This window comes from Paracoccus sp. SCSIO 75233, from assembly GCF_027912675.1.
Taxonomy (GTDB): Bacteria; Pseudomonadota; Alphaproteobacteria; order Rhodobacterales; family Rhodobacteraceae; genus Paracoccus.
The window spans coordinates 421990-442765 of sequence record NZ_CP115757.1 but is presented as its reverse complement, the minus strand read 5'-3'; the positions used below and the strand labels follow the sequence as shown (position 1 = coordinate 442765).

The following is a 20776-nucleotide window of genomic DNA, read 5'->3' as shown; positions in this document are numbered from 1 at the left end:
GGTCCTCTCAGTGTTCTGCCTGGGCGGTTTCGGCCCCTGCGGCGGCTTCAACCACGCGATAGGCGGCCGGATCGTCCGGCATATTCGCAACCGCCTCGTCATGGTCGTTCAGCAAGGCCGCGACGCTGGGTCCGGTGATATCCGTCACCACGCGCGGATAGATGCCAAGCCACAATGTCATGACGATCAGCGGCACGAAAATCCAGCGTTCACGCGGGTTCATGTCGGTAATCGATTTGAGGCTTTCCTTGATCAGCGCGCCAAGCGTCACCCGGCGATAGAGCCAAAGCGCATAGGCGGCGGAGAAAATCACCCCGGTCGTGGCCACAAGCCCGACCCAGGTATTTTCGCGGAACGTACCGAGCAGTGTCAGGAACTCGCCCACAAAGCCCGAAGTGCCCGGAAGCCCGACATTGGCCATCGTAAAGAACATGAAGACCAGCGCATATTTCGGCATCCGGTTGACCAGCCCGCCATAGGCGTCGATCTCGCGTGTGTGCATGCGGTCATAGATCACGCCAACCAGCAGGAACAGCGCGCCGGAGATAAAGCCGTGCGACAGCATCTGGAAAATCGCGCCGTCCACGCCGACCTGATTGGCCGCGAAGATACCCATGGTGACGTAACCCATATGGGCGACCGAGCTATAGGCGATCAGCTTCTTCATATCCGACTGCGCCAGCGCCACCAGCGAGGTGTAGACAATGGCAATCGCCGACAGCCAGAACACCACCGGCTGGAAAATCTCGGAGGCGACCGGGAACATCGGCAGCGAAAAGCGCAGGAAGCCATAGCCGCCCATTTTCAGCAGCACCGCCGCCAGCACGACCGAGCCCGCCGTGGGTGCCTGGACGTGCGCGTCGGGCAGCCAGGTATGGACCGGCCACATCGGCATTTTCACCGCGAAGCTGGCGAAAAAGGCCAGGAACAGCAGCGTTTGCAACCCGCCAAAGATCGTCCAGCCGAGGAAATGCAGCGGTTCCGTCGAGAAGTCGAACGCGAGAAGCTGCACGATATCCGTGGTGCCAGCCGCGCGATACATGGTCACCATCGCAACCAGCATCAGCACCGAGCCGAGGAAGGTATAAAGGAAGAACTTGAACGCCGCGTAGATGCGGTTCTTGCCACCCCAGATGCCGATGATGAGGAACATCGGGATCAGCCCGGCCTCGAAGAACAGGTAGAACAGGATCAGGTCGAGCGCGGTGAACACGCCGATCATCAGCCCTTCAAGCGCAAGGAAGGCGATCATGTATTCCTTGACGCGGGTCTGAACGTCCCAGGTCGACAGGATCGTCAGCGGCATCAGGAAGGTGGTCAGCATGACGAACAGGACGGAGATCCCGTCGACGCCCATCTTGTAGCGCAGGCCCAGGATCCAGTTGCGGTTCTCGACGAACTGGAAGTCGGTATTGCCGGGATCGAACCCGAACAGCACGGTCAGCGAGATCACGAATGTCGCCGTGGTCGCGATCAGCGCCAGCCATTTCGCGTTCATCCGCGATGCCTGATCGTCACCCCGCAGGAAGATGGCGAGGATCAGGGCGGCGACCAGCGGCAAGAAGGTGATGATGGAGAGGATATTGTTCATCTCACATACTCCCCCGCGCCATGACCCAGATCAGAAGCCCCAGAATGCCAAGCACCATCGCCAGCGCGTAGTGGAACAGATAGCCCGACTGCATGCGCCCGGCGAAGCGCGTCAGCCGCGGGATCAGCCCCATGGCAATCCCGTTGATGGCACCGTCGATCACCCTGCCATCGCCCCCTTGCCAGAGCGAACGGCCGAGCCAGCGCGCCGGCCGCACGAAGACATAGTCGTAAATCTCGTCGAAATACCATTTGTTCAGCAGGAACTCATAGAGCGGCCTTTGCGTCGCGGCAAGTTTCGCCGGCGCGTCGGGGTAGCGGATATACATCATGAAGGCCGTGAACAAGCCGATCAGCATCGCGATGAAGGGCGACACTTTCACCCATTTCGGCACATAATGCGCGTCATGCATGACGTGGTTGTCCGGGTGCATGTAGATTGCCCCGCCTACGGGCGCCGGCACATCGGTATTCACATAACCCGGCGCGGCATGTTCTTCGGTCACAGCGGCGGTTTCTTCGCCACCTTCTGCCGCAGCATCTTCGCCCGACGCGGTTTCTTCCGTCGTGGCCTCGGCCTCTGCGCCGCCCATATGGAAGAAGCTGTTCACCCGGTCACCGAAGAAATCGCCATACCAGACCATCCCGGCAAGGATCGCGCCGACCGCCAGAACGCCCAAGGGCACGGTCATCACGCGCGGCGATTCATGGGCGTGGTCATGGGTGTGCTTGTCGCCGCGCGGTTCGCCGTAGAAGGTCAGGAACATCAGCCGCCAGCTGTAGAAGCTGGTGAAGCCCGCTGCGATGACCAGCGCCCAGAAACCGAACTGATTGCCGACATAGGCGCTTTCAATAATCGCGTCCTTTGACAGGAAGCCCGCAAAGCCGATGGTCGTCAGCGGAATACCGACCCCGGTAATCGCCAGCGTGCCGATCATCATTGCCCAGAAGGTCAGCGGGATCTTTTTCCGCAGCCCGCCATAGTTCCGCATGTCCTGTTCGTGATGCATCGCGTGGATGACCGAACCGGCACCGAGGAACAGCATCGCCTTGAAGAAAGCATGCGTCAGCAGATGGAACATAGCGGCGGAATAGACGCCAACACCCGCCGCCACGAACATATAGCCGAGCTGCGAGCAGGTCGAATACGCGATCACCCGCTTGATGTCGTTCTGCACCAGACCGACGGTCGCCGCGAAGAACGCGGTGCTTGCGCCGATAATGGTGATGAACAGCTTCGCATCGGGCGCGAATTCATAAAGCGGCGACATGCGGCAGACGAGGAACACGCCCGCCGTCACCATCGTCGCGGCGTGGATCAGAGCGGAAACCGGCGTCGGGCCTTCCATCGCGTCAGGCAACCATGTGTGAAGGAAAAGCTGCGCCGACTTGCCCATGGCACCGATGAACAGCAGGATGCCCAGCAGGTTGGCCGCATTCCAGTCGGTCCAGAGGAAACGCACGCTGGTGTCAGCGATCTCCGGCACCTGCGCGAAAATCTCGTCAAAGACCACAGTTCCGGTCAGCCACCACAGCCCGAAGATCCCCAGCAGGAAGCCAAAATCCCCGACCCGGTTGACGATGAACGCCTTCATCGCAGCGGCGCCCGCGCTTGGCTTCTTGTAGTAGAAACCGATCAGCAGATAGGAGGCGACGCCGACGCCCTCCCAGCCGAAGAACATCTGCAAGAGGTTATCGGCGGTCACCAGCATCAGCATGGCGAAGGTGAAGAAGGACAGATAGGCGAAGAACCGCGCCTTGTAGTTCTCTTTCTCGGTGAAGTTCTCGTCATGGGCCATGTAACCCATCGAGTAGAGATGGACGAGCGCCGACACCGTCGTCACCACGATCAGCATGATCGCCGTCAGCCGGTCCAGACGGATCGCCCAGGCAGAGGTGAAATCACCCGACACCACCCAGTCCATGACCGGGATATGCTGGGTCTGGCCGTCAAAGCCCAGAAAGACGATCCAGGACAGCAGACAGCACAGGAACAAGATGCCGGTCGTCAGATACTGCGCCGCCTTCTCGCCGATCAGACGCCAGCCGAACCCGGCGATCAACGCACCGATCAGCGGCGCAAACAGGATGATCTTTGCCATAGGTTCAGCCCTTCATCACGTTGACGTCTTCGACGGCAATGGTGCCGCGGTTGCGGAAGAACACCACGAGGATCGCAAGCCCGATGGCCGCCTCCGCCGCCGCGACCGTCAGCACGAACAGGGTAAAGACCTGCCCGTTCAGGTCACCCAGATGCGCCGAGAAGGCGACGAAGTTCATGTTCACGGCCAGCAGCATGAGTTCGATCGACATGAGGATGACGATGACGTTCTTGCGGTTCACGAAGATGCCAAAGATGCCGGTGACGAACAGTATCGCCCCCACCACCAGATAATGTGTCAATCCGATCATCGTTTCTGTCCCTTCGGGTTTTTCACCCGCTGAAATATCCATTCGCCACCAGAACCGCCGTCGCTATCCCGACGGCAACGGCGACCCATCCACCCGCGTTCAAAGCCCCTGCCCCGGCTCGACGTCCCGCAGTTCGACCTGCTTTTTCGGGTCCGTCCACATCTGTTTCAGCACGTTCTGACGCTTCACGTCGCGGCGATGCCGCAGGGTCAGAACAATCGCGCCGATCATCGCCACCAGCAGCACCAGTCCGGCAAGCTGGAAGGCCAGGAAATAGCGGTCATAGAGCACCAGCCCGATGGAGTTCGTGTTTTCCGTATTCGCCGCCATCGGCGCGGCCAGATTGGCGGCGGCGCCATCGGCAGACTGCCAGCCCGTCACGCTCATCCCCAGCACGGTCAGCAGCGCAAGCGCGATGACCAGACCGAGCGGCAGGAACCGCGCCAGTTCCCCCTTCAACTCCGCGAAGTCCACGTCGAGCATCATCACGACGAACAGGAACAGCACCGCGACCGCGCCGACATAGACGATCAGCAGCAGCATGGCGACGAACTCCGCCCCCTGAAGCACGAACAGCCCCGCGGCACAGAGGAAAGTCAGGATAAGCCAGAGGACCGAGTGGACGGGGTTCTTCGAAATCACAACCATGAAACCGGCCCAGCACGCCACGACAGCGAACAGATAGAATGCGAAAACCGTCATTCCTTGTCCTCCTCTTCATAGACGCTGGAGGCGATCTCCAGTGCCTTCTGCATGGCGGGAAGCCCGGCGAACATGCTCATCTGATAAATCGTCTCCGCAATCTCGCGCTTGGTCGCACCCGCCGCGAGCGCCTGACGAATGGTCATGCGCAATTGCGGCTCGGCCAATGCACCCTGAACGGTGATCGCCCCGATGGTCAGCAGAAGCCGGGTCTTGGCGTCCAGCCCCTCGCGGTTGAAGGTCTTGCCGAACCACATTTCCAGCATATCCGCCGGCATGGTCGGAACCAGTTTTTCAAAGGCACGGGTGTCGACATGTTCCATCGCCGGATTGAAGGCTTGCGCCATCTCCTGCCCGGACTGGAGCATCTGCTGAAACAGGCGGTTAAATGCATCACTCATCTGTACGGCGCATCCATCGCAAGGTTACGGGCAATTTCGGCCTCCCAGCGAGCGCCGTTCTCAAGCAGCTTGTCCTTGTCGTAGAACAGCTCTTCGCGGGTTTCGGTGGCGAACTCGAAATTCGGGCCTTCGACAATGGCATCGACCGGGCAGGCTTCCTGACAGAAACCGCAATAGATGCACTTGGTCATGTCGATGTCGTAGCGCGTCGTCCGGCGGCTGCCATCCTCGCGCGGCTCGGCATCGATCGTGATCGCCTGAGCCGGGCAGATCGCCTCGCACAGCTTGCAGGCGATGCAGCGCTCTTCCCCGGAAGGGTAGCGGCGCAGCGCATGTTCGCCACGGAAACGCGGGCTGAGCGGGCCTTTTTCATGCGGGTAGTTGATGGTTTCCTTGGGCGCGACGAAATACTTCACCCCCAGACCAAACCCCTTGATGAAGTCCCACAGCAGGAAATACTTGGTTGCGCGGGCAAGATCGAAAGCCATTCTCAGCGCTCCTTCAGACGTTCGGCGACAAAACGGTCAAACGCGGCGACAAGCGCGCGGACCTGCGCCGCATCGCTGCTCTGCAATGCGTGATCCGCCAGATAATGCGCGAATTCGGCCTTGTCGGTCTCGCTGGCTTTCGCAAGCGCGCTTGCGATGGTTTGCTCCGACATATCCGTCAACCTCCTGTCGCTGCGCGGGCCCAGAACCCGCCAAGCACTTCATAACGGGCGAAGATCGCGATCAGCACGACCCAGCCGAGCGACAGCGGAAGGAAAACCTTCCAGCCGATCCGCATGAGCTGGTCGTAGCGGTAGCGCGGCACAATCGCCTTCACCATCGAGAACATCCAGAACCAGAACCACATCTTGATGACCATCCACAGCACCCCGTCCGGCAGGAACGGCACCGGCGACAGCCAGCCGCCGAAGAACAGGACGGAGATCAGGGCGCACATCAGGAAGATGGCGATATATTCCCCCGCCATGAACAGCAGATACGGGGTCGAGGAATATTCGACCATGTGACCGGCCACGAGTTCGGATTCCGCTTCCGCCAGATCGAAAGGCGGGCGGTTGGTCTCTGCCAGCGCCGAGACAAAGAACAGCACCAGCATCGGCAGATGCGGCAGCCAGTACCAGCTCAGCAGCCCGGCCCCACGCTGGGATTCCACGATCTGCGACAGGTTCATCGACCCGGCCGAGATGATGATCCCGATGATGATCAGACCCATGCTGACCTCATAGGAAATCATTTGCGAGGCAGAGCGCAGCGAAGCCAGGAACGGATATTTGGAGTTCGACGCCCAGCCACCCATGATCGTGCCATAGACCTCAAGCGAGGACATGGCGAAGATGAACAGGATGCCGACATTGATATTCGCCATCACCCAGCCCGGCCCGAACGGCACCGCAACGAAGGCGACAAGCGCCAGCGTCATCGACAGGAAAGGCGCAAGGAAAAAGACGAATTTATCCGCACCCGCCGGGACGACAATTTCCTTGCAGACATATTTCAGCGCATCGGCGAAGGTCTGAAGCAGCCCCCACGGTCCGACCACGTTCGGCCCGCGCCGCATCTGGACCGCCGCCCAGATCTTGCGGTCGCCGTAAACCATGAAGATCAGCGAACCCATCACGAAGGCGATGATCGCAAGGCCCTGACCAAGCATGATGATCGCGTAACCCAGCGGAGATGCCCAGAATTCAGCCATTCTCACTCATCCCTTCTTCTGACCCCGCCGTAATCCGGGCGGGAATCCCGTTCGCCTTGCAGTCTTGCAAGGTCTGTTCTCGTTCCATCACCTGCAAACCGAGCGGCAGGGTCTCTGACATCACAAAAATCGAGTCGACCGCAACCACGCCGCGCCGCTTATCCGACATCGTCCTGATATGGCGCGCATAGGGCGTATCGGTGCGGCTTGACCACGCGGCCAGCGTACAGGTGGCATAGGCAAAGGCGGTTGTTTCGTCCACCCCTTCACGCAAATTCACCAGCACGGAGAACATGTCCCCGCTGTCATCCTTGCCGCGTGCGACAGGCCGGACATTGCTGTAAAGAAACGCTTCTTCCGGTGCGGGAACGATATTGGCGGGCAATGCTGACTGCCGCCGCGCCGCGAATTCCTCCAGCGCAACCTCCTGCGCGGTCGGTTGCTTGGGCAGATCCTCGACAATGATCGTCGTATCTTCGACCAGCACCTCGGAGAGGCTGCGCATCTCCTCCTCCGACTGCCGAAGCGCTTGCCGTCCTTCGGTCGAATCGACCTGAGTGCGCGTCACCGATCCGTCGTTTTCCAGAATCAGCAATTCGCCGCTATTCGTGGAGACGCCAGCGAGGATCGAGGTGTCCTCGGTCGGCCCTTCAAGCTGAACCGGCAAGGTCGCGGGCTTGAGCTGCGGGCGCTCATCCAGCCCCCCATTCGTGGCGGCATTGCTGCAGCCGGACAGGGCGGCCAGAGCCGGGATTGCAACGCCTGCTGTGATCCGGCCAAGCCGCATCGCGTTCCCTCTTATTCCGCAGCCAGATCCGGCGACGCGCTTCGCGCAGCCGCCATCGCCGACAATTCGCCCATCAGCGCAGATGCCCGCGCAATCGGGTTGGTCAGGTAGAAATCCGTCACCGCATAGCGGAAACCGGCATTGCCCAGATCGAAGCGATCCAGCGGCTGCCATTCGTTCGCCGCCACCTGATCCACCTGCCCCAGATGCGGCACGGCCTCGACCAGAGCGCGGCGCAGCGCGGACAGGTTGTCCCAGGGCAGCTTCGTGCCAAGCTCCGCCGACAGCGCCCGCAGGATCGCCCAGTTTTCCTTGGCGACACCCGGCGCGAAATTGGCGCGCATGGCCAGTTGCGGCCGGCCCTCGGTGTTGACGAACAGACCGTTTTCTTCGGTATAGCAGGCCCCCGGCAGGATCAGATCGGCGCGATGCGCGCCCCTGTCGCCATGACTGCCCTGATAGATCACGAACGCACCCGGCGCGATATCGACCTCGTCCGCGCCGAGATTATAGACCACCTCGGCCCCGTCGATGGCCGCATCCAGCCCGCCCTCGGTCACGGCACCGACATCCATCGCGCCGACACGGGCCGCAGCTGTGTGAAGGATCAGCAGCTTGGAGTTGGTGTTCTCCGCTAGACGCATCGCATGGGCCAGAACCGCCTCGCCATCCGCTTCCCGGATCGCGCCCTGCCCGACGATCACCATCGTCGGCTTGTCCTTGGTTTCCTGACTGATCTCGCGCGAGGAAAGGCTTTCCAGCGCGGCGCGATCATTGCCGACATGAGCGTATTCATAGGTCAGATCGACCGGCTCACCGACCAGCCCGATCATGGCACCCCGGCTCCACGCCCTGCGAATGCGGGCATTGAGAACCGGTGCCTCATTTCTGGGATCAGTGCCGATGAGCTGGATCATCTCCGCGTCATCAATATCGGCAATCGTCGCGGTCCCGACATAGGCGGAGCGGTTCCCGGCAGGCAGTCGCGCCCGGTCGGTCCGGCATTCGACCTTGCCGCCAAGCCCTTCGATCATCTGCTTCAGGCTGAACGTCGCCTCGACCGGGACCAGATCACCGATCAGACCGGCAATTTTCTTGCCCTTCATGGCCGTCGCGGCAGCGGCCAGCGCCTCGCCCCAGTCAGCCGCGCGCAGCTTGCCGTTCTCACGGATATAGGGCCGGTCCAGACGCTGACGGCGCAGCCCGTCCCAGACGAACCGGGTCTTGTCGCTGACCCACTCCTCGTTCACCGCGTCATTGTTGCGCGGCAGGATGCGCATGACCTCGCGCCCCTTCGTATCCACGCGGATATTGCTGCCGAGCGCATCCATCACATCGATGGTCTCGGTCTTGGTCAATTCCCACGGGCGGGCGGTAAAGGCATAGGGCTTGCTGACCAGAGCCCCGACCGGGCAAAGATCGATGATATTGCCCTGCAGGTTCGAGTTCAGCGTCTCGTTGAGATAGCTGGTGATTTCGCTATCCTCACCCCGGCCGGTCTGGCCCATCTGGGTGATGCCCGCCACCTCGGTCGTGAAACGGACACAGCGCGTGCACGAGATGCAGCGCGTCATATGTGTCTCGACCAGCGGACCGAGATTGAGTTCTTCCGCCGCCCGCTTCGGCTCGCGATAGCGGCTGAAATCGACGCCGTACGCCATCGCCTGATCCTGCAAATCGCATTCGCCGCCCTGATCGCAGATCGGGCAGTCAAGCGGATGGTTGATGAGCAGGAACTCCATCACCCCCTCGCGGGCCTTCTTCACCATCGGCGAGTTGGTGCGGATCTCGGACGGCGCGCCGTCCTTGCCGGGGCGCAGATCCTTGACCTGCATCGCGCAGGAGGCGGCGGGTTTGGGCGGGCCGCCCACCACCTCCACAAGGCACATCCGGCAATTGCCGGCAATCGACAGACGTTCGTGATAGCAGAAGCGCGGCACCTCGATCCCTGCCTGCTCGCAGGCCTGAATCAGGGTCAGGTTGGGATCGACTTCGATTTCCCTGCCGTCAATCTTGATGGTGCGCAAATCTGCCATAACGTCGTCCTTACTTGGCCACCAGGAATGATCCGGCGACCGACTTGCTTGCGATTTCGGCCCGGCCGATGCGGCAATAGGATTCCGCATCCCCCTTCGCCGCGCCGTTCCGGGTCAGATAGTCCTCAGCCGCGGCATAGATCCGGGCCTTGTCCTGCTTGCTGTCGAGAAATGCGTCGATCTGGGCGTCCGAGTAGCCCTGATTCTGCGCATAACGCTTCAATGCGCGCGCCTGGCTCCAGGCATAGACGATGCGCGCATCTATCGACCCGCATTCCCGCCGCACCCGGTCCGCGACCCGTGCAGCGATCAGCCGATCATTGATGTATTTCTCCTGGCTGAGCGGCACCTGCGCCAAAGCCGGAACGGCAGCGGCGACAATGCTTGCAGTCAGTGCGGATAGGATAAGTTTTTTCATGGCTCGTGCCTCCGTTGATTTACGAGGCCAGCCATATCACAGCGGTTGTTCAACCACCCGACACGGAGGGGTGAGCGCATCGTGAAGCCGTAACGGACCAACGCGGCAGCAGACGGAACGGACATGCGCCGCATCCCGTTGAAGCCCCCCGCTATCCGGCCTGCGTTCATCGCCATCACTCCGCCGCCATGGCGCCCATGCGCCCGGTTTTCTTCGCCTTCAAGCGATCCTCGATCTCACCCCGGAAATTGCGGATAAGACCCTGAATCGGCCATGCTGCCGCGTCGCCAAGCGCGCAGATCGTGTGGCCTTCGACCTGCTTGGTCACGTCGAGCAGCATGTCGATTTCTTCGACCTCCGCCTCGCCGGTCACCAAACGCTCCATCACCCGCATCATCCAGCCGGTGCCCTCGCGACAGGGCGTGCACTGGCCGCAGCTTTCATGCTTGAAGAATTTCGACAGCCGCCAGACCGCCTTGATGACATCGGTGTCCTGATCCATCACGATCATGCAAGCGGTGCCGAAGCTCGATTTCAGCTCCTTCATGCCGTCGTAATCCATGATGGCATTCTCGCACATCTCGGCGGTCAGGATCGGGCAGGATGCGCCGCCGGGGATGATCGCCTTGAGGTTCTGCCAGCCGCCGCGAATGCCGCCGCCATGTTTCTCGATCAGCTCACGCATCGGGATCGACATCGCCTCTTCGACGACGCAGGGCGTGTTCACATGGCCAGTCAGGCCAAACAGCTTGGTTCCGGCGTTATTCGCCCGCCCGAAGCTGGCGAACCACTCCGGACCGCGCCGCAGGATGGTCGGAACAACGGCAATGGATTCGACATTGTTCACCGTGGTCGGGCAGCCATAAAGCCCCGCCCCCGCCGGGAAAGGCGGCTTCATGCGCGGCATGCCCTTCTTGCCTTCGAGGCTTTCCAGAAGCGCGGTTTCCTCGCCACAGATATAGGCCCCGGCACCGTGGTTCAGATACAGGTCGAAATCCCAGCCGGAGCCAGCCGCATTCGGCCCCAGCAACCCGGCATCGTAGCATTCGTAGATCGCATTTTGCAGGCTTTCCCGCTCGCGAATGAACTCGCCGCGGATATAGATATAGGCCGCATGCGCGCCCATTGCGAAGCTGGCGATCAGCGCGCCCTCGATCAGCGTGTGCGGATCGTGGCGCATGATCTCGCGGTCCTTGCAGGTCGCGGGCTCGGATTCGTCGGCGTTGATGACCAGATAGGCCGGACGGCCATCGGATTCCTTGGGCATGAAAGACCATTTCAAGCCGGTCGGGAAACCCGCCCCGCCACGCCCCCGCAGGCCGGACGCCTTGACCTCCTCGACCACCTTGTCGCGACCGCGCGCAATGATGTCGGCGGTCCCATCCCAGCAGCCACGCGACTGCGCGCCCTTCAACGAGCGGTCGCCCATCCCGTAGATGTTGGTAAAGATCCGGTCCTGATCCTTCAGCATTCCGTCATCATCCTTCCTTGCCCGGCCGCGCCTTGCTGCGCCGCCAGATACGCCAGGTCACAAGCAGCGACCAGACAAAACCCGCGATGGCCGCAAGATCCGCGAGAAACGCGTATTGCGACGGCCACCCATAGCGCTGCCCCGCCCAGTTCGCCGCCAGCCACAACACCGCCGTCACCGCCATGACAATGGCCGCGAGGCGAAGCTGGGCTGCGTCCTGACGGGCGGGGTCGCGCATCAATACACCTCGCCCTTATCGACGCGGCGCGAGAACTCGGTATCGCCGCCAGCGGCCAGAAGCCGCGCCTGCGCAACCCAGTCGTCAGAGCGGATACGCCCGCCCATTGAACCGATCACCTCGGCGAAATGGTCGATATCCGCATCGGTCCACGCAGCAATCTGCTCAAACCGGGTAATGCCGTTTTCGTGCAGCACCTCCTGCAGCTTCGGGCCGACGCCCTTGATCTGCTTGAGATCGTCCGCATCGGGGTGCGCCGCATCGTGATCCGGGACGGCAGTCTTGGTCTGGGCGGCAGATTGCCCGGCGTCGCGATCGGCCGATTTCTGGCGATCATCGCCCGGTTCAGCATCTGTCGCGGCGGTCGGCACAGCTGACTGCCCTGACGGCGAAACCGTCTCATTGAGATCGCTGCCCATCAGCTTCGTAACATCGTTACCCTGATCGGTGCCTGCAGCCGTTTCGCCGCCGGGCTGGGCGTTACCCTGATCGCCTTCGGTCAGCGACGATATCGCCTCTTTTCCGCGCGCGGCAATCGCGCCCATTGCATCCTTGACGGCCTCGCCCGCCTGCTCCAGCCGCTCTTCCGCGCGCTCAAGCAAACCGTCATCCTTGTCGTCGTCATCGTCATCACGATCATCATCATCGCGGCGCTCTGCCGCATGACGGGCCCTGTCATCGTCGTCATCGTCTTTCAGCCAGTCCTGCACCGCCTCTCGGCCCTTTTCGGCAGCAGAAACAGCGCCTGCGGCAAAGGCAGAACTGGCTTCGACCACGGCTTGCTCCGCACGGTTCAGAATGCCATCCTCCGAGGCAGAGGCCGACGACGAGGCGCGTATTGCTTCAGCCCGCTCTCCCAGAACTTCGCCATCCTCGGCGACGCCGCCACGGCCCCGGCAGACGCCCCAGATCAACAGGCTTCCCAGAAGGAAGAACGTGATCAGGCCCATCAGCAGGCCAGAGAAAAACGCGCCAGAAAAAATCCAGACGAGCAAACCGGCCACAGCCGCGGCCAGCCAGCAATTCCGAGAGCATTCATTCTTCAGCATCAGTCACCCCGTCGGTTTTCGGTTGAATCTAGCTGCTCTTGCCTTCGCGATTCTCGATAATTTTTCTGGCCTGTCCGACCCAGTCGTCGCGGGTCACGCGCCCCTTGAAGCCCTCAAGGTTTTCATCAACCCAGGCGATTTCTGCATCATCCCACTTCGCGACCTGATCGAAATGATAAAAGCCAAGGCTATGCAGCAGTTTTTCGAGCACAGGGCCCACGCCTGAAATCTCCTTCAGGTCATCAGGTCCGCCCTCGCGCGCCTGATCGAGCCCGGCAGGACGGCGCCCCGGTGCTGCCTGTTCTGCCGCAGGCTCAGCCTGTGCGGGCGAGGCAGCTTTGTCGTCAGATGCTTGATCCTGCTGTGGTTCGGAGGGTTTTTCCGCAGGTGTTGACGCAGCCGCTTCTTCTCCGGCCCCGCCATTCTTCACCCAGGGTGTCAGGATCGGCACCTCGGTCCCGTCGATCCGCTTCACCGTATCGCCGAGATCGAGCGCAAGCGTCACCGAAGCGTTATTCGGCTTTGCCGGTGGCGCAAGATCGGTCAGGGCGGTCGGTCCGCCCTTCGCCTCGGACGAGAAACGCCCGTTTTGCGGTCCCGGCACCGGCACCTTGCCCGCGCCGAGCGCATCAATAAGCGCCGACAGCTTCTCAACCGTCAGATCTTCGTAATAATCCTTGCCGATCTGGGCCATCGGGGCGTTAGAACATGCCCCGAGGCACTCGACCTCTTCCCAGGAAAACTTGCCATCCGCCGACAGGGTATGTGCATGCGGCGAAATCTTCTCGCGGCAGACCCTGATCAGGTCTTCGGCCCCGCAGATCATGCAGGTCGTCGTCCCGCAAATCTGGATATGTGCAACGCTGCCAACCGGGTGAAGCTGGAACATGAAGTAGAAGGTCGCCACTTCAAGCGCACGGATATAAGGCATCCCCAGCAAGTCGGCGCAATATTCGATGGCCGGACGCGAGAGCCAGCCTTCCTGTTCCTGCGCGCGCCAAAGCACCGGGATAATCGCCGATTGCTGACGCCCCTCGGGATATTTGGTCGTCTGCGCCCGCGCCCATTCGAGATTGGCTGGCGTGAACTCGAACGAGTCCGGCTGGATGGGGGAAAGGCGGCGAAGCATCAGCTATTTCCGTAAATCTTGGTTGCGATCCAGAAGGACTTGGGTCCGACCGGCAGCGCCAGGCTGGCAAAAGCCAGCGTCGCCACGCAAAGTTCGAGAACAAAAGCGACGGGCGTCTCATATATCGGCGGGGTGCCCATGATAATCATCGGTCCACCTCACCAAAAACAATATCCAGCGTCGCGATGAAGGCCGGAATGTCGGACAGCATGTGCCCGGTCGCCATCCAGTCCATCGACTGAAGATGTGCAAAACCCGGTGCGCGCAGCTTGGCGCGGTAGGGTTTGTTCGTCCCGTCCGACACCAGATAGACGCCGAATTCGCCCTTGGGCGCTTCGACCGCCGCATAAACCTCGCCCGCGGGCACCTTGAACCCTTCGGTATACAGCTTGAAGTGATGGATCAGGCTTTCCATGTCCTGCTTCATCTCGCTGCGCTTCGGCGGGGTCAGCTTGCCGCGCGCCAGCACATCACCGGGCGTATTCCGCAGCTTTTCGCAGGCCTGTTTGATGATCCGGGTCGATTCCCGGATTTCGGCCATGCGCACCAGATAGCGGTCATAGCAATCGCCGTTCTTGCCGACGGCGACCTTGAAGTCGTAGTTTTCATAGCCGTCATAGGGCTGCGATTTGCGCAAATCCCATGCGAGGCCGGAGCCGCGGACCATCACGCCCGTGTAGCCCCAATCGAGCGCATCCTGCTCGGACACGATGCCGATATCCACAAGCCGCTGCTTGAAGATGCGGTTCTCTGTCAGCAGACCGTCGAGATCGTCGACAAGTGCCGGGAAGCTTTCACACCATTCCTCGATATCGTCGATCAGATCGGGCGGCAGATTCTGATGGACGCCGCCGGGCCGGAAATAGGCCATGTGCAGCCGAGCGCCGGAAGCCCGCTCGCAGAACACCATCAGTTCCTCGCGCGCCTTGAACCCCCAAAGCGGCGGGGTAAGCGCACCGACATCCATTGCCCCGGTGGTGACACCGAGCAGGTGGTTCAGGATACGACCGATCTCCGCGAACATGACGCGGATGATCTGCGCCCGCTCCGGCACCACGGTGCCTGTCAGCTTCTCGATCGCCAGGCACCAGGCATGCTCCTGGTTCTGCGGCGAGGAATAATCGAGCCGGTCGAAATATGGCAGGTTCTGGAGATAGGTCCGCGACTCCATCAGCTTTTCGGTGCCGCGATGCAGCAGACCGATATGCGGGTCCGCCCGCTCGACGATTTCGCCGTCGAGTTCCACCACCATCCGCAGCACACCATGCGCCGCCGGGTGCTGGGGACCGAAGTTGATGTTGAAGTTCCGGATCGCCTGTTCGTCGGTATAGGCGTCTACCGAGCCGTCATCATAAGTGTTGACGCGAAGATTGCCGTCCATTCTCAGCCCTCCTCTTTCGGGGCGAACATGGCCATGACTTCAGCCTCGGTCATGGTGTGACGTGCACCGGCGAGGCTGTAGCTGTCCGGTTTGCGGTCGATAAAGATTTCCGAGGTTACCGGGAAGCTGCCCGGATCGTCGAACAGCTGAACCGAAACGGTGATATGCGATGTCCCGTCCTGCGTCCGCCAGATGAGCGACGATCCGCAGTCACGGCAAAAGACCCGCTCGCCCCATTCGCTGGCGCGATACACGCCAAGCGGCGCATCATCGTTGAAGCTGACGGGGCCGCTGCTTTCGACGCCGATAAAAATCCCGCCGGTCCATTTGCGGCACATGCCGCAGTGACAGACACCTGCCTCCGCTTTCAGATCGGCGGTGACCTGACAGGCTCCGCAAAGACATGATCCCGTCTGCACCGTCATTTCGGCGCCTCCGTCTTTTCGTCGCCGGGCAGCACATATTTCGCGCCCTCCCACGGCGAGAGAAAGTCGAACTGGCGATATTCCTGCGTCAGCTTGACCGGCTCATAGACAACGCGTTTCAGCGCCTCGTCATAGCGCACCTCGACATAGCCGGTGGTCGGGAAATCCTTGCGCAGTGGATGACCGCGGAAACCATAATCGGTCAGGATGCGGCGCAAATCCGGGTGGCCGGAGAACATGATCCCGAACAGGTCGAAGATTTCGCGCTCATACCAGTCAGCACCAGGGAAAAGCCCGGTCGCAGACGGCACGAGTTCATCTTCACGCACGGCGGCTTTCACACGGATGCGCTGGTTGCGGTACATCGACAGCAGGTTATAGACCACGTCGAACCGCGCCGGCCGCGCCGGGTAGTCCACAGCCGTAATGTCGATCAGCGTCGAGAAGCGGCAATTCGCGTCCGATTGCAGAAATTCGATCACGCGCAGCAGCCCGGAGGAGCCGACCGTGACGTTCAGCTCATCAAACGCGATCTCTGTCGCCTGAACGTCATCGGCAAACCGGACCTGAATCAGATCGGCAAGATCGCTCAGTGCCTCGGTATCGGGATAAATCGCCATCGCTTACCTCACCAATGTGCCGGTCCGGCGGATGCGGCGCTGAAGTTGCAGGATGCCGTAAAGCAACGCCTCCGCCGTGGGCGGGCAGCCGGGGACATAGATGTCGACCGGCACGATCCGGTCACAGCCGCGCACGACAGAGTAGCTGTAATGGTAATAACCGCCGCCATTGGCGCAGCTTCCCATGCTGATGACATAGCGCGGCTCCGGCATCTGGTCATAGACCTTGCGCAAGGCCGGGGCCATCTTGTTGGTCAGCGTCCCGGCCACGATCATCAGGTCAGACTGGCGCGGAGAGGCGCGCGGCGCGGTGCCGAACCGCTCCACATCGTAGCGCGGCATGGAAGCCTGCATCATCTCGATCGCGCAGCAGGCCAGCCCGAAGGTCATCCAGTGCAGCGAGCCGTTGCGCGCCCAGTTGATGATGTCCTCCGTCGTGGTCAGCAGGAAGCCTTTATCCTGCAACTCCCGCGACAACTCGCCGACCTGCACATCGCGGTCGGGTCCGGCGACATTGGATCCGGTCATCACGCCCATTCCAGTGCCCCCTTCTTCCATTCATAGGCAAACCCGACCGTCAGCACGGCAAGGAACAGCATCATGCCCCAGAATGCGATATCCGAAAGCCCGTAGAAGCTGACCGCCCACGGAAACAGGAACGCCACCTCCAGATCGAAGATGATGAACAGGATCGAGACCAGATAGAACCTGACATCGAATTTCATCCGCGCGTCGTCAAAAGCTTCGAAGCCGCATTCATAGGCCGAGACTTTTTCGGGGTCGGGATTACGGACGGCGATAACTGCCGCAGCGGCCAGCAGAATCAGCGCGAGCGCCGATGCCATGCCGATAAAGACGAGGATCGGCAGATATTCGGACAGAAGATAGTCCACTTTTTCAGGCTCCCTAATGTCGCGACCGGGCCCGGCCGCGTTTGGGTTTGGCTATTGCCCGTTTAGACCCGCGACCCCGAAGGGTCAACTCAGGCCGACCGGAATCACCATGCGGCAGGACAGGAATTTCGCCTTATGTCAGCACTATCGGCGAAGCGTGAAAACAAGGCGACAATATGTCTCAATCACGCATCATTCGCCTGCTGTTGGCGGGCGGCGGCGAAAGATGCTTCAACGCGGGTGAACGGGTCCGATTTCATACAAACTTAACAAATATTTAACCCACATTCAGCGGAACCAACCGATCAGGCGCGCGTTTCGGCACCGATACATCGACCGGCTGTTCGGCGATGAAAGTTCAATTTCGGGGGTTTCATGGGTATCATTGTAGCAATCATCGTCGGCGCCATCGCCGGCTGGCTGGCGGGACAAATCGTGAAGGGTCACGGTCAGGGCATGGTCGTGAATATCGTGGTCGGCATCGTCGGCGCGCTGATCGCGTCCTTCGTCTTCCCGGTGCTGGGCATGGGTTCGGGCGAAGGCACCAACATCATCGGCTCGATCATCTACGCCACCATCGGCGCTGTCCTTCTGCTGGTCATCCTTCGGCTGATTAACCGGGCGACCTGACCAGATCGCAGGCATAATATGTAAAATCACCCCCGCAAACCACTTGCGGGGGTTTGCATTTCGGGACAATCTCTCACCCGATGCCCAGCCAGTCCTCGACCTTCGCCCCGCTTCGCCACAACACTTTCCGCACTTTGTGGAGCGCGACTGTCGTCTCTAATTTCGGCGGGCTGGTTCAGGCGGTCAGCGCAGCTTGGCTGATGACCCAGCTTACGACAAATGCGACGCTGATCGCGCTGGTGCAGGCCTCGAACACGCTTCCCATCATGCTATTCGCGCTGGTATCCGGGGCGCTGGCGGATATTTTCGACCGCCGCCAGATCATGATGGCCGCGATCATCTTCATGTCGGTCATGTCGGCGCTTCTCGCGCTGGTGACATGGTCGGGCGGCATCACCCCGTGGCTGCTGCTGTGCTTTACCTTCCTGATCGGGCTTGGGCAGGCGCTTTACAATCCGCCGTGGCAGGCCTCTGTCGGTGATCTTGTTCCGCGCGAGGACCTGCCGCAGGCGGTCACGCTGAACTCCGTCGGCTTCAACCTCACCCGCTCGGTCGGCCCGGCAGCCGGTGGCCTGATCGTCGCAACCTGGGGGGCCGCCGCAGGATTTCTGGTCAACGCATTCACCTATATCCCGCTTCTGCTGACCATGTCGCGCTGGAGACCGGATTATCCGGAGCGCAAGGTCGCGCGGGAGCCATTCGTGTCCGCCGTCGGTGCGGGGCTGCGCTATGTCGCGCTGTCGCCCAATCTGGTCCGCGTTCTCACCCGCTCCGGCGCATTCGGCCTGTCGGCAACCGCCTTGCTCGCACTGCTGCCATTGGTGGCCAAATCCCATCCGGAGGGCGGATCGCTGCTGTTCGGCATCCTGCTGGGCTGCTTCGGCTGCGGGGCCATTATCGGCGCATTGGTCAATACGAGGATCCGCGACCGGCTGAGCAATGAGTGGGTTGTCCGGGCTGGCATGATCCTGTTCGCCGGTTCGCTGGCCGTGCTTGGCCTGACCAGCAATGTCTGGATACACGGGCTTGCCATGTTCCCCGCAGGCGTGGCCTGGGTGATCGCGCTGTCGCTGTTCAACGTCACCGTGCAGCTTTCGACGCCACGCTGGGTCGTGGCCCGTGCACTGGCGCTGTATCAGACGGCGACGTTCGGTGGCATGGCGGCAGGGGCGTGGATCTGGGGCGCGGTTGCCGAAGCCTCCGGCCACCAATATGCGCTGGTCGCCGCATCCATCGGCCTGCTGGCGGCGGCTGCAATCGGACTTGCACTGCCGATGCCGGAATTCAGCCAGTCCGACCTGTCACCCGTCAATCGCTTCCGTGAGCCGGTCCTCGGCCTCGACCTGCGCGGCCGGTCCGGGCCGGTCATGATTATGGTCGACTACCACATCGCGCCGGAGGATACGGAGGAATTCCTGCGCCTCATGGTCAAGCGCCGCGACATCCGCAGGCGTGACGGGGCGCGATCATGGGTGCTGCTGCGCGATCTGGAGAAGCCCGATTACTGGTCCGAAAGCTACCATATCGCGACCTGGGACGATTATATCCGCCACAACACAAGGCGCACTGTCGCGGATGCCGAGGTCGGCAGCGCCTTGCGCGAACTTCACCGCGACGAGGGCGCGCCGCCGGTGCACCGCCTGATCGAACGCCACGACGCCGCATCCCATGCCGATGTCCCGCTGCGCGGCAAGATCGACGTGCCATAATTCGGCTTCGTCTTTTCGGCGTCGTGCCGGAAAGCGTACTGGTGCCGTCTAAGCCCCTTCAAACGCACAAAGCGCGTGAACCGGCATGGACAAATCTTCCAGCCGCTTACGCCCGCCAAGTTCCGGCAGGTCGATCACGAAAGCGCAGCCAATGACTTCGGCACCCAGCCGGTAACACAGATTGATCCCCGCCTCCGCCGTGCCGCCCGTGGCGAGCAGATCGTCAACGATCAGCACCCGCTCGCCCTCGCTCAGCGCGTCGTCATGGATCTCCATCACCGCCTCGCCATATTCCAGCTCATAGGCTTCGGAGATGACCGTGCCGGGCAGCTTCCCCTTCTTGCGGATCGGCACAAACCCGGTCGAAAGCTGATGCGCGACCGCACCGCCGAGGATGAAGCCACGCGCCTCCAGCCCGACGACCTTGTCAATCTTTTCGCCCGCATAAGCGTGGAGGATCTGATCGACGGCCATGCGGAAGCCGCGCGCATCCGCGAATAGCGTCGTCACGTCGCGAAAAATGATCCCCTCCTTCGGGAAATCATGAATGCTGCGGATATAATCCTTGACGGTTTTTCCAGTCATTTCGGGCGTTCCAATTCAAATAGCTCATGTATGGCGGCATAATCGCGATACCCCATGCGGGTCAGCCAGCCGTCGCGGGACAGATCGAACCTACCCTCACGGACGCAATCGTCGCGCAGATGGATGCCGGTGACCACACCCAGCACCATCCAGTTAGCCTCTCCCGCCAGCCGGGTGATCTTCGTCAGACGGCATTCCAGATTTGCAGGCGCTTCCGCAACGCGGGGGCAGTCAATTGTCGCACATTCCGCCGCAGCGATCCCAACATGATCGAACTCATTGACCCCGGCAGGCAGCGGCGCGCTGGACGCGTTCATCTGATCCTTGAGCGCGGCGGAGGCGATATTGACGCAGAACACCCCGCTTTCCGCGATATGGGCAACGCTGTCCTTGGTGCCGTTCCGGTCGGGCTTTTGCGATGTGGAAGCGAACATGACCTGTGGCGGGGTATAGGCCACGGCATTGAAGAAACTATACGGCGCGAGATTGTCACCATCCGACCCGCGCGTCGAAATCCAGCCGATTGGCCGGGGTGCAACTATGGCGTTGAACGGGTTATGCGGCAGGCCGTGGCCGGCTTCGGGACGGTAGAACATATG

General features: G+C 61.3%; 25 protein-coding genes. 2 read left to right on the top strand and 23 right to left on the bottom strand.

Features of this window, described 5'->3' with window-relative positions; genetic code table 11:
- Nucleotides 1–7 precede the first annotated feature (7 nt).
- The 21 genes from PAF12_RS02225 to PAF12_RS02125 form a co-directional block, all read right to left on the bottom strand.
- Nucleotides 8–1591 (bottom strand): NADH-quinone oxidoreductase subunit M, encoded by a 1584-nt coding sequence (locus PAF12_RS02225; RefSeq protein ID WP_271108390.1) that lies wholly within the window; start codon nucleotides 1589–1591, stop codon nucleotides 8–10.
- Between the two features lies 1 nt (nucleotide 1592).
- Nucleotides 1593–3692: an NADH-quinone oxidoreductase subunit L gene (gene nuoL, locus PAF12_RS02220; protein WP_271108389.1), complete on the bottom strand. Its 2100-nt coding sequence runs from the start codon at nucleotides 3690–3692 to the stop codon at nucleotides 1593–1595.
- A gap of 4 nt (nucleotides 3693–3696) precedes the next feature.
- Nucleotides 3697–4002, bottom strand: a complete 306-nt coding sequence (gene nuoK / locus PAF12_RS02215; protein WP_271109631.1) for an NADH-quinone oxidoreductase subunit NuoK — start codon at nucleotides 4000–4002, stop codon at nucleotides 3697–3699.
- Between the two features lie 99 nt (nucleotides 4003–4101).
- Nucleotides 4102–4704, bottom strand: coding sequence for an NADH-quinone oxidoreductase subunit J (locus tag PAF12_RS02210; RefSeq protein ID WP_271108388.1), 603 nt, complete (start codon nucleotides 4702–4704; stop codon nucleotides 4102–4104).
- Nucleotides 4701–5105, bottom strand: coding sequence for a carboxymuconolactone decarboxylase family protein (locus PAF12_RS02205; protein ID WP_271108387.1), 405 nt, complete (start codon nucleotides 5103–5105; stop codon nucleotides 4701–4703). The genes PAF12_RS02210 and PAF12_RS02205 overlap by 4 nt, the downstream gene beginning before the upstream one ends.
- Nucleotides 5102–5593 (bottom strand): NADH-quinone oxidoreductase subunit NuoI, encoded by a 492-nt coding sequence (gene nuoI / locus PAF12_RS02200; RefSeq protein ID WP_271108386.1) that lies wholly within the window; start codon nucleotides 5591–5593, stop codon nucleotides 5102–5104. The genes PAF12_RS02205 and nuoI overlap by 4 nt, the downstream gene beginning before the upstream one ends.
- A 2-nt stretch (nucleotides 5594–5595) precedes the next feature.
- The gene (locus PAF12_RS02195) at nucleotides 5596–5766 is read right to left on the bottom strand and encodes a hypothetical protein (protein ID WP_271108385.1); all 171 of its coding nucleotides are present in this window, start codon (nucleotides 5764–5766) and stop codon (nucleotides 5596–5598) included.
- A gap of 5 nt (nucleotides 5767–5771) precedes the next feature.
- A complete protein-coding gene (gene nuoH / locus PAF12_RS02190) occupies nucleotides 5772–6806 on the bottom strand; it encodes an NADH-quinone oxidoreductase subunit NuoH (protein ID WP_271108384.1) in 1035 nt (344 codons plus the stop codon).
- On the bottom strand, nucleotides 6799–7593 hold the full coding sequence (locus tag PAF12_RS02185; RefSeq protein ID WP_271108383.1) for a hypothetical protein: 795 nt from the start codon (nucleotides 7591–7593) through the stop codon (nucleotides 6799–6801). The genes nuoH and PAF12_RS02185 overlap by 8 nt, the downstream gene beginning before the upstream one ends.
- Nucleotides 7594–7604: 11 nt before the next feature.
- On the bottom strand, nucleotides 7605–9629 hold the full coding sequence (nuoG, locus tag PAF12_RS02180; RefSeq protein WP_271108382.1) for an NADH-quinone oxidoreductase subunit NuoG: 2025 nt from the start codon (nucleotides 9627–9629) through the stop codon (nucleotides 7605–7607).
- A gap of 10 nt (nucleotides 9630–9639) precedes the next feature.
- Entirely contained in the window at nucleotides 9640–10047 is a 408-nt protein-coding gene (locus tag PAF12_RS02175; RefSeq protein ID WP_271108381.1) for a DUF5333 domain-containing protein, read from the bottom strand.
- A 175-nt stretch (nucleotides 10048–10222) separates the two neighbouring features.
- The gene (nuoF, locus tag PAF12_RS02170; protein ID WP_271108380.1) at nucleotides 10223–11518 is read right to left on the bottom strand and encodes an NADH-quinone oxidoreductase subunit NuoF; all 1296 of its coding nucleotides are present in this window, start codon (nucleotides 11516–11518) and stop codon (nucleotides 10223–10225) included.
- A 7-nt stretch (nucleotides 11519–11525) separates the two neighbouring features.
- Complete coding sequence (locus tag PAF12_RS02165; protein WP_271108379.1) at nucleotides 11526–11756, bottom strand: DUF5337 domain-containing protein; 231 nt, start codon at nucleotides 11754–11756, stop codon at nucleotides 11526–11528.
- Nucleotides 11756–12805, bottom strand: a complete 1050-nt coding sequence (locus PAF12_RS02160) for a hypothetical protein (protein WP_271108378.1) — start codon at nucleotides 12803–12805, stop codon at nucleotides 11756–11758. The genes PAF12_RS02165 and PAF12_RS02160 overlap by 1 nt, the downstream gene beginning before the upstream one ends.
- A gap of 28 nt (nucleotides 12806–12833) precedes the next feature.
- Nucleotides 12834–13934, bottom strand: a complete 1101-nt coding sequence (nuoE, locus tag PAF12_RS02155; RefSeq protein ID WP_271108377.1) for an NADH-quinone oxidoreductase subunit NuoE — start codon at nucleotides 13932–13934, stop codon at nucleotides 12834–12836.
- A complete protein-coding gene (locus PAF12_RS02150) occupies nucleotides 13934–14083 on the bottom strand; it encodes a hypothetical protein (protein WP_271108376.1) in 150 nt (49 codons plus the stop codon). The genes nuoE and PAF12_RS02150 overlap by 1 nt, the downstream gene beginning before the upstream one ends.
- A complete protein-coding gene (locus PAF12_RS02145) occupies nucleotides 14080–15315 on the bottom strand; it encodes an NADH-quinone oxidoreductase subunit D (protein WP_271108375.1) in 1236 nt (411 codons plus the stop codon). The genes PAF12_RS02150 and PAF12_RS02145 overlap by 4 nt, the downstream gene beginning before the upstream one ends.
- Before the next feature lie 2 nt (nucleotides 15316–15317).
- Nucleotides 15318–15740 (bottom strand): GFA family protein, encoded by a 423-nt coding sequence (locus PAF12_RS02140; RefSeq protein WP_271108374.1) that lies wholly within the window; start codon nucleotides 15738–15740, stop codon nucleotides 15318–15320.
- Nucleotides 15737–16360, bottom strand: a complete 624-nt coding sequence (locus tag PAF12_RS02135; protein ID WP_271108373.1) for an NADH-quinone oxidoreductase subunit C — start codon at nucleotides 16358–16360, stop codon at nucleotides 15737–15739. Before PAF12_RS02135 ends, PAF12_RS02140 begins: the two co-directional genes overlap by 4 nt.
- 3 nt (nucleotides 16361–16363) lie before the next feature.
- A complete protein-coding gene (locus PAF12_RS02130; protein WP_271108372.1) occupies nucleotides 16364–16897 on the bottom strand; it encodes an NADH-quinone oxidoreductase subunit B family protein in 534 nt (177 codons plus the stop codon).
- Nucleotides 16888–17253, bottom strand: a complete 366-nt coding sequence (locus PAF12_RS02125) for an NADH-quinone oxidoreductase subunit A (RefSeq protein ID WP_271108371.1) — start codon at nucleotides 17251–17253, stop codon at nucleotides 16888–16890. Before PAF12_RS02125 ends, PAF12_RS02130 begins: the two co-directional genes overlap by 10 nt.
- Before the next feature lie 375 nt (nucleotides 17254–17628).
- On the opposite strand from PAF12_RS02125, the gene PAF12_RS02120 reads away from it, so the two are divergent.
- The gene (locus PAF12_RS02120; RefSeq protein WP_271108370.1) at nucleotides 17629–17883 is read left to right on the top strand and encodes a GlsB/YeaQ/YmgE family stress response membrane protein; all 255 of its coding nucleotides are present in this window, start codon (nucleotides 17629–17631) and stop codon (nucleotides 17881–17883) included.
- 80 nt (nucleotides 17884–17963) lie between these two features.
- Nucleotides 17964–19592: an MFS transporter gene (locus PAF12_RS02115; RefSeq protein WP_271108369.1), complete on the top strand. Its 1629-nt coding sequence runs from the start codon at nucleotides 17964–17966 to the stop codon at nucleotides 19590–19592.
- Between the two features lie 48 nt (nucleotides 19593–19640).
- On the opposite strand, the gene PAF12_RS02110 is transcribed toward PAF12_RS02115, so the two are convergent.
- Both PAF12_RS02110 and PAF12_RS02105 read right to left on the bottom strand, forming a co-directional pair.
- Complete coding sequence (locus tag PAF12_RS02110) at nucleotides 19641–20177, bottom strand: adenine phosphoribosyltransferase (protein WP_271108368.1); 537 nt, start codon at nucleotides 20175–20177, stop codon at nucleotides 19641–19643.
- Nucleotides 20174–20773, bottom strand: coding sequence for a flavin reductase family protein (locus PAF12_RS02105; protein WP_271108367.1), 600 nt, complete (start codon nucleotides 20771–20773; stop codon nucleotides 20174–20176). The genes PAF12_RS02110 and PAF12_RS02105 overlap by 4 nt, the downstream gene beginning before the upstream one ends.
- Nucleotides 20774–20776 lie beyond the last annotated feature (3 nt).

Bases quoted from the DNA above. Each gene is read 5' to 3' on its own strand.
- PAF12_RS02165 (WP_271108379.1), bottom strand. From the start codon at position 11,756: ATGCGCGACCCCGCCCGTCAGGACGCAGCCCAGCTTCGCCTCGCGGCC.
- PAF12_RS02160 (WP_271108378.1), bottom strand. From the start codon at position 12,805: ATGCTGAAGAATGAATGCTCTCGGAATTGCTGGCTGGCCGCGGCTGTG.
- nuoH (WP_271108384.1), bottom strand. From the start codon at position 6,806: ATGGCTGAATTCTGGGCATCTCCGCTGGGTTACGCGATCATCATGCTT.
- PAF12_RS02130 (WP_271108372.1), bottom strand. From the start codon at position 16,897: ATGGGCGTGATGACCGGATCCAATGTCGCCGGACCCGACCGCGATGTG.
- PAF12_RS02145 (WP_271108375.1), bottom strand. From the start codon at position 15,315: ATGGACGGCAATCTTCGCGTCAACACTTATGATGACGGCTCGGTAGAC.
- PAF12_RS02205 (WP_271108387.1), bottom strand. From the start codon at position 5,105: ATGAGTGATGCATTTAACCGCCTGTTTCAGCAGATGCTCCAGTCCGGG.
- nuoE (WP_271108377.1), bottom strand. From the start codon at position 13,934: ATGCTTCGCCGCCTTTCCCCCATCCAGCCGGACTCGTTCGAGTTCACG.
- nuoF (WP_271108380.1), bottom strand. From the start codon at position 11,518: ATGCTGAAGGATCAGGACCGGATCTTTACCAACATCTACGGGATGGGC.
- PAF12_RS02140 (WP_271108374.1), bottom strand. From the start codon at position 15,740: ATGACGGTGCAGACGGGATCATGTCTTTGCGGAGCCTGTCAGGTCACC.
- PAF12_RS02195 (WP_271108385.1), bottom strand. From the start codon at position 5,766: ATGTCGGAGCAAACCATCGCAAGCGCGCTTGCGAAAGCCAGCGAGACC.
- nuoL (WP_271108389.1), bottom strand. From the start codon at position 3,692: ATGGCAAAGATCATCCTGTTTGCGCCGCTGATCGGTGCGTTGATCGCC.
- PAF12_RS02115 (WP_271108369.1), top strand. From the start codon at position 17,964: ATGCCCAGCCAGTCCTCGACCTTCGCCCCGCTTCGCCACAACACTTTC.
- PAF12_RS02185 (WP_271108383.1), bottom strand. From the start codon at position 7,593: ATGCGGCTTGGCCGGATCACAGCAGGCGTTGCAATCCCGGCTCTGGCC.
- PAF12_RS02110 (WP_271108368.1), bottom strand. From the start codon at position 20,177: ATGACTGGAAAAACCGTCAAGGATTATATCCGCAGCATTCATGATTTC.
- PAF12_RS02135 (WP_271108373.1), bottom strand. From the start codon at position 16,360: ATGGCGATTTATCCCGATACCGAGGCACTGAGCGATCTTGCCGATCTG.
- nuoI (WP_271108386.1), bottom strand. From the start codon at position 5,593: ATGGCTTTCGATCTTGCCCGCGCAACCAAGTATTTCCTGCTGTGGGAC.
- PAF12_RS02105 (WP_271108367.1), bottom strand. From the start codon at position 20,773: ATGTTCTACCGTCCCGAAGCCGGCCACGGCCTGCCGCATAACCCGTTC.
- PAF12_RS02175 (WP_271108381.1), bottom strand. From the start codon at position 10,047: ATGAAAAAACTTATCCTATCCGCACTGACTGCAAGCATTGTCGCCGCT.
- PAF12_RS02225 (WP_271108390.1), bottom strand. From the start codon at position 1,591: ATGAACAATATCCTCTCCATCATCACCTTCTTGCCGCTGGTCGCCGCC.
- nuoG (WP_271108382.1), bottom strand. From the start codon at position 9,629: ATGGCAGATTTGCGCACCATCAAGATTGACGGCAGGGAAATCGAAGTC.
- PAF12_RS02210 (WP_271108388.1), bottom strand. From the start codon at position 4,704: ATGACGGTTTTCGCATTCTATCTGTTCGCTGTCGTGGCGTGCTGGGCC.
- PAF12_RS02120 (WP_271108370.1), top strand. From the start codon at position 17,629: ATGGGTATCATTGTAGCAATCATCGTCGGCGCCATCGCCGGCTGGCTG.
- PAF12_RS02150 (WP_271108376.1), bottom strand. From the start codon at position 14,083: ATGATTATCATGGGCACCCCGCCGATATATGAGACGCCCGTCGCTTTT.
- nuoK (WP_271109631.1), bottom strand. From the start codon at position 4,002: ATGATCGGATTGACACATTATCTGGTGGTGGGGGCGATACTGTTCGTC.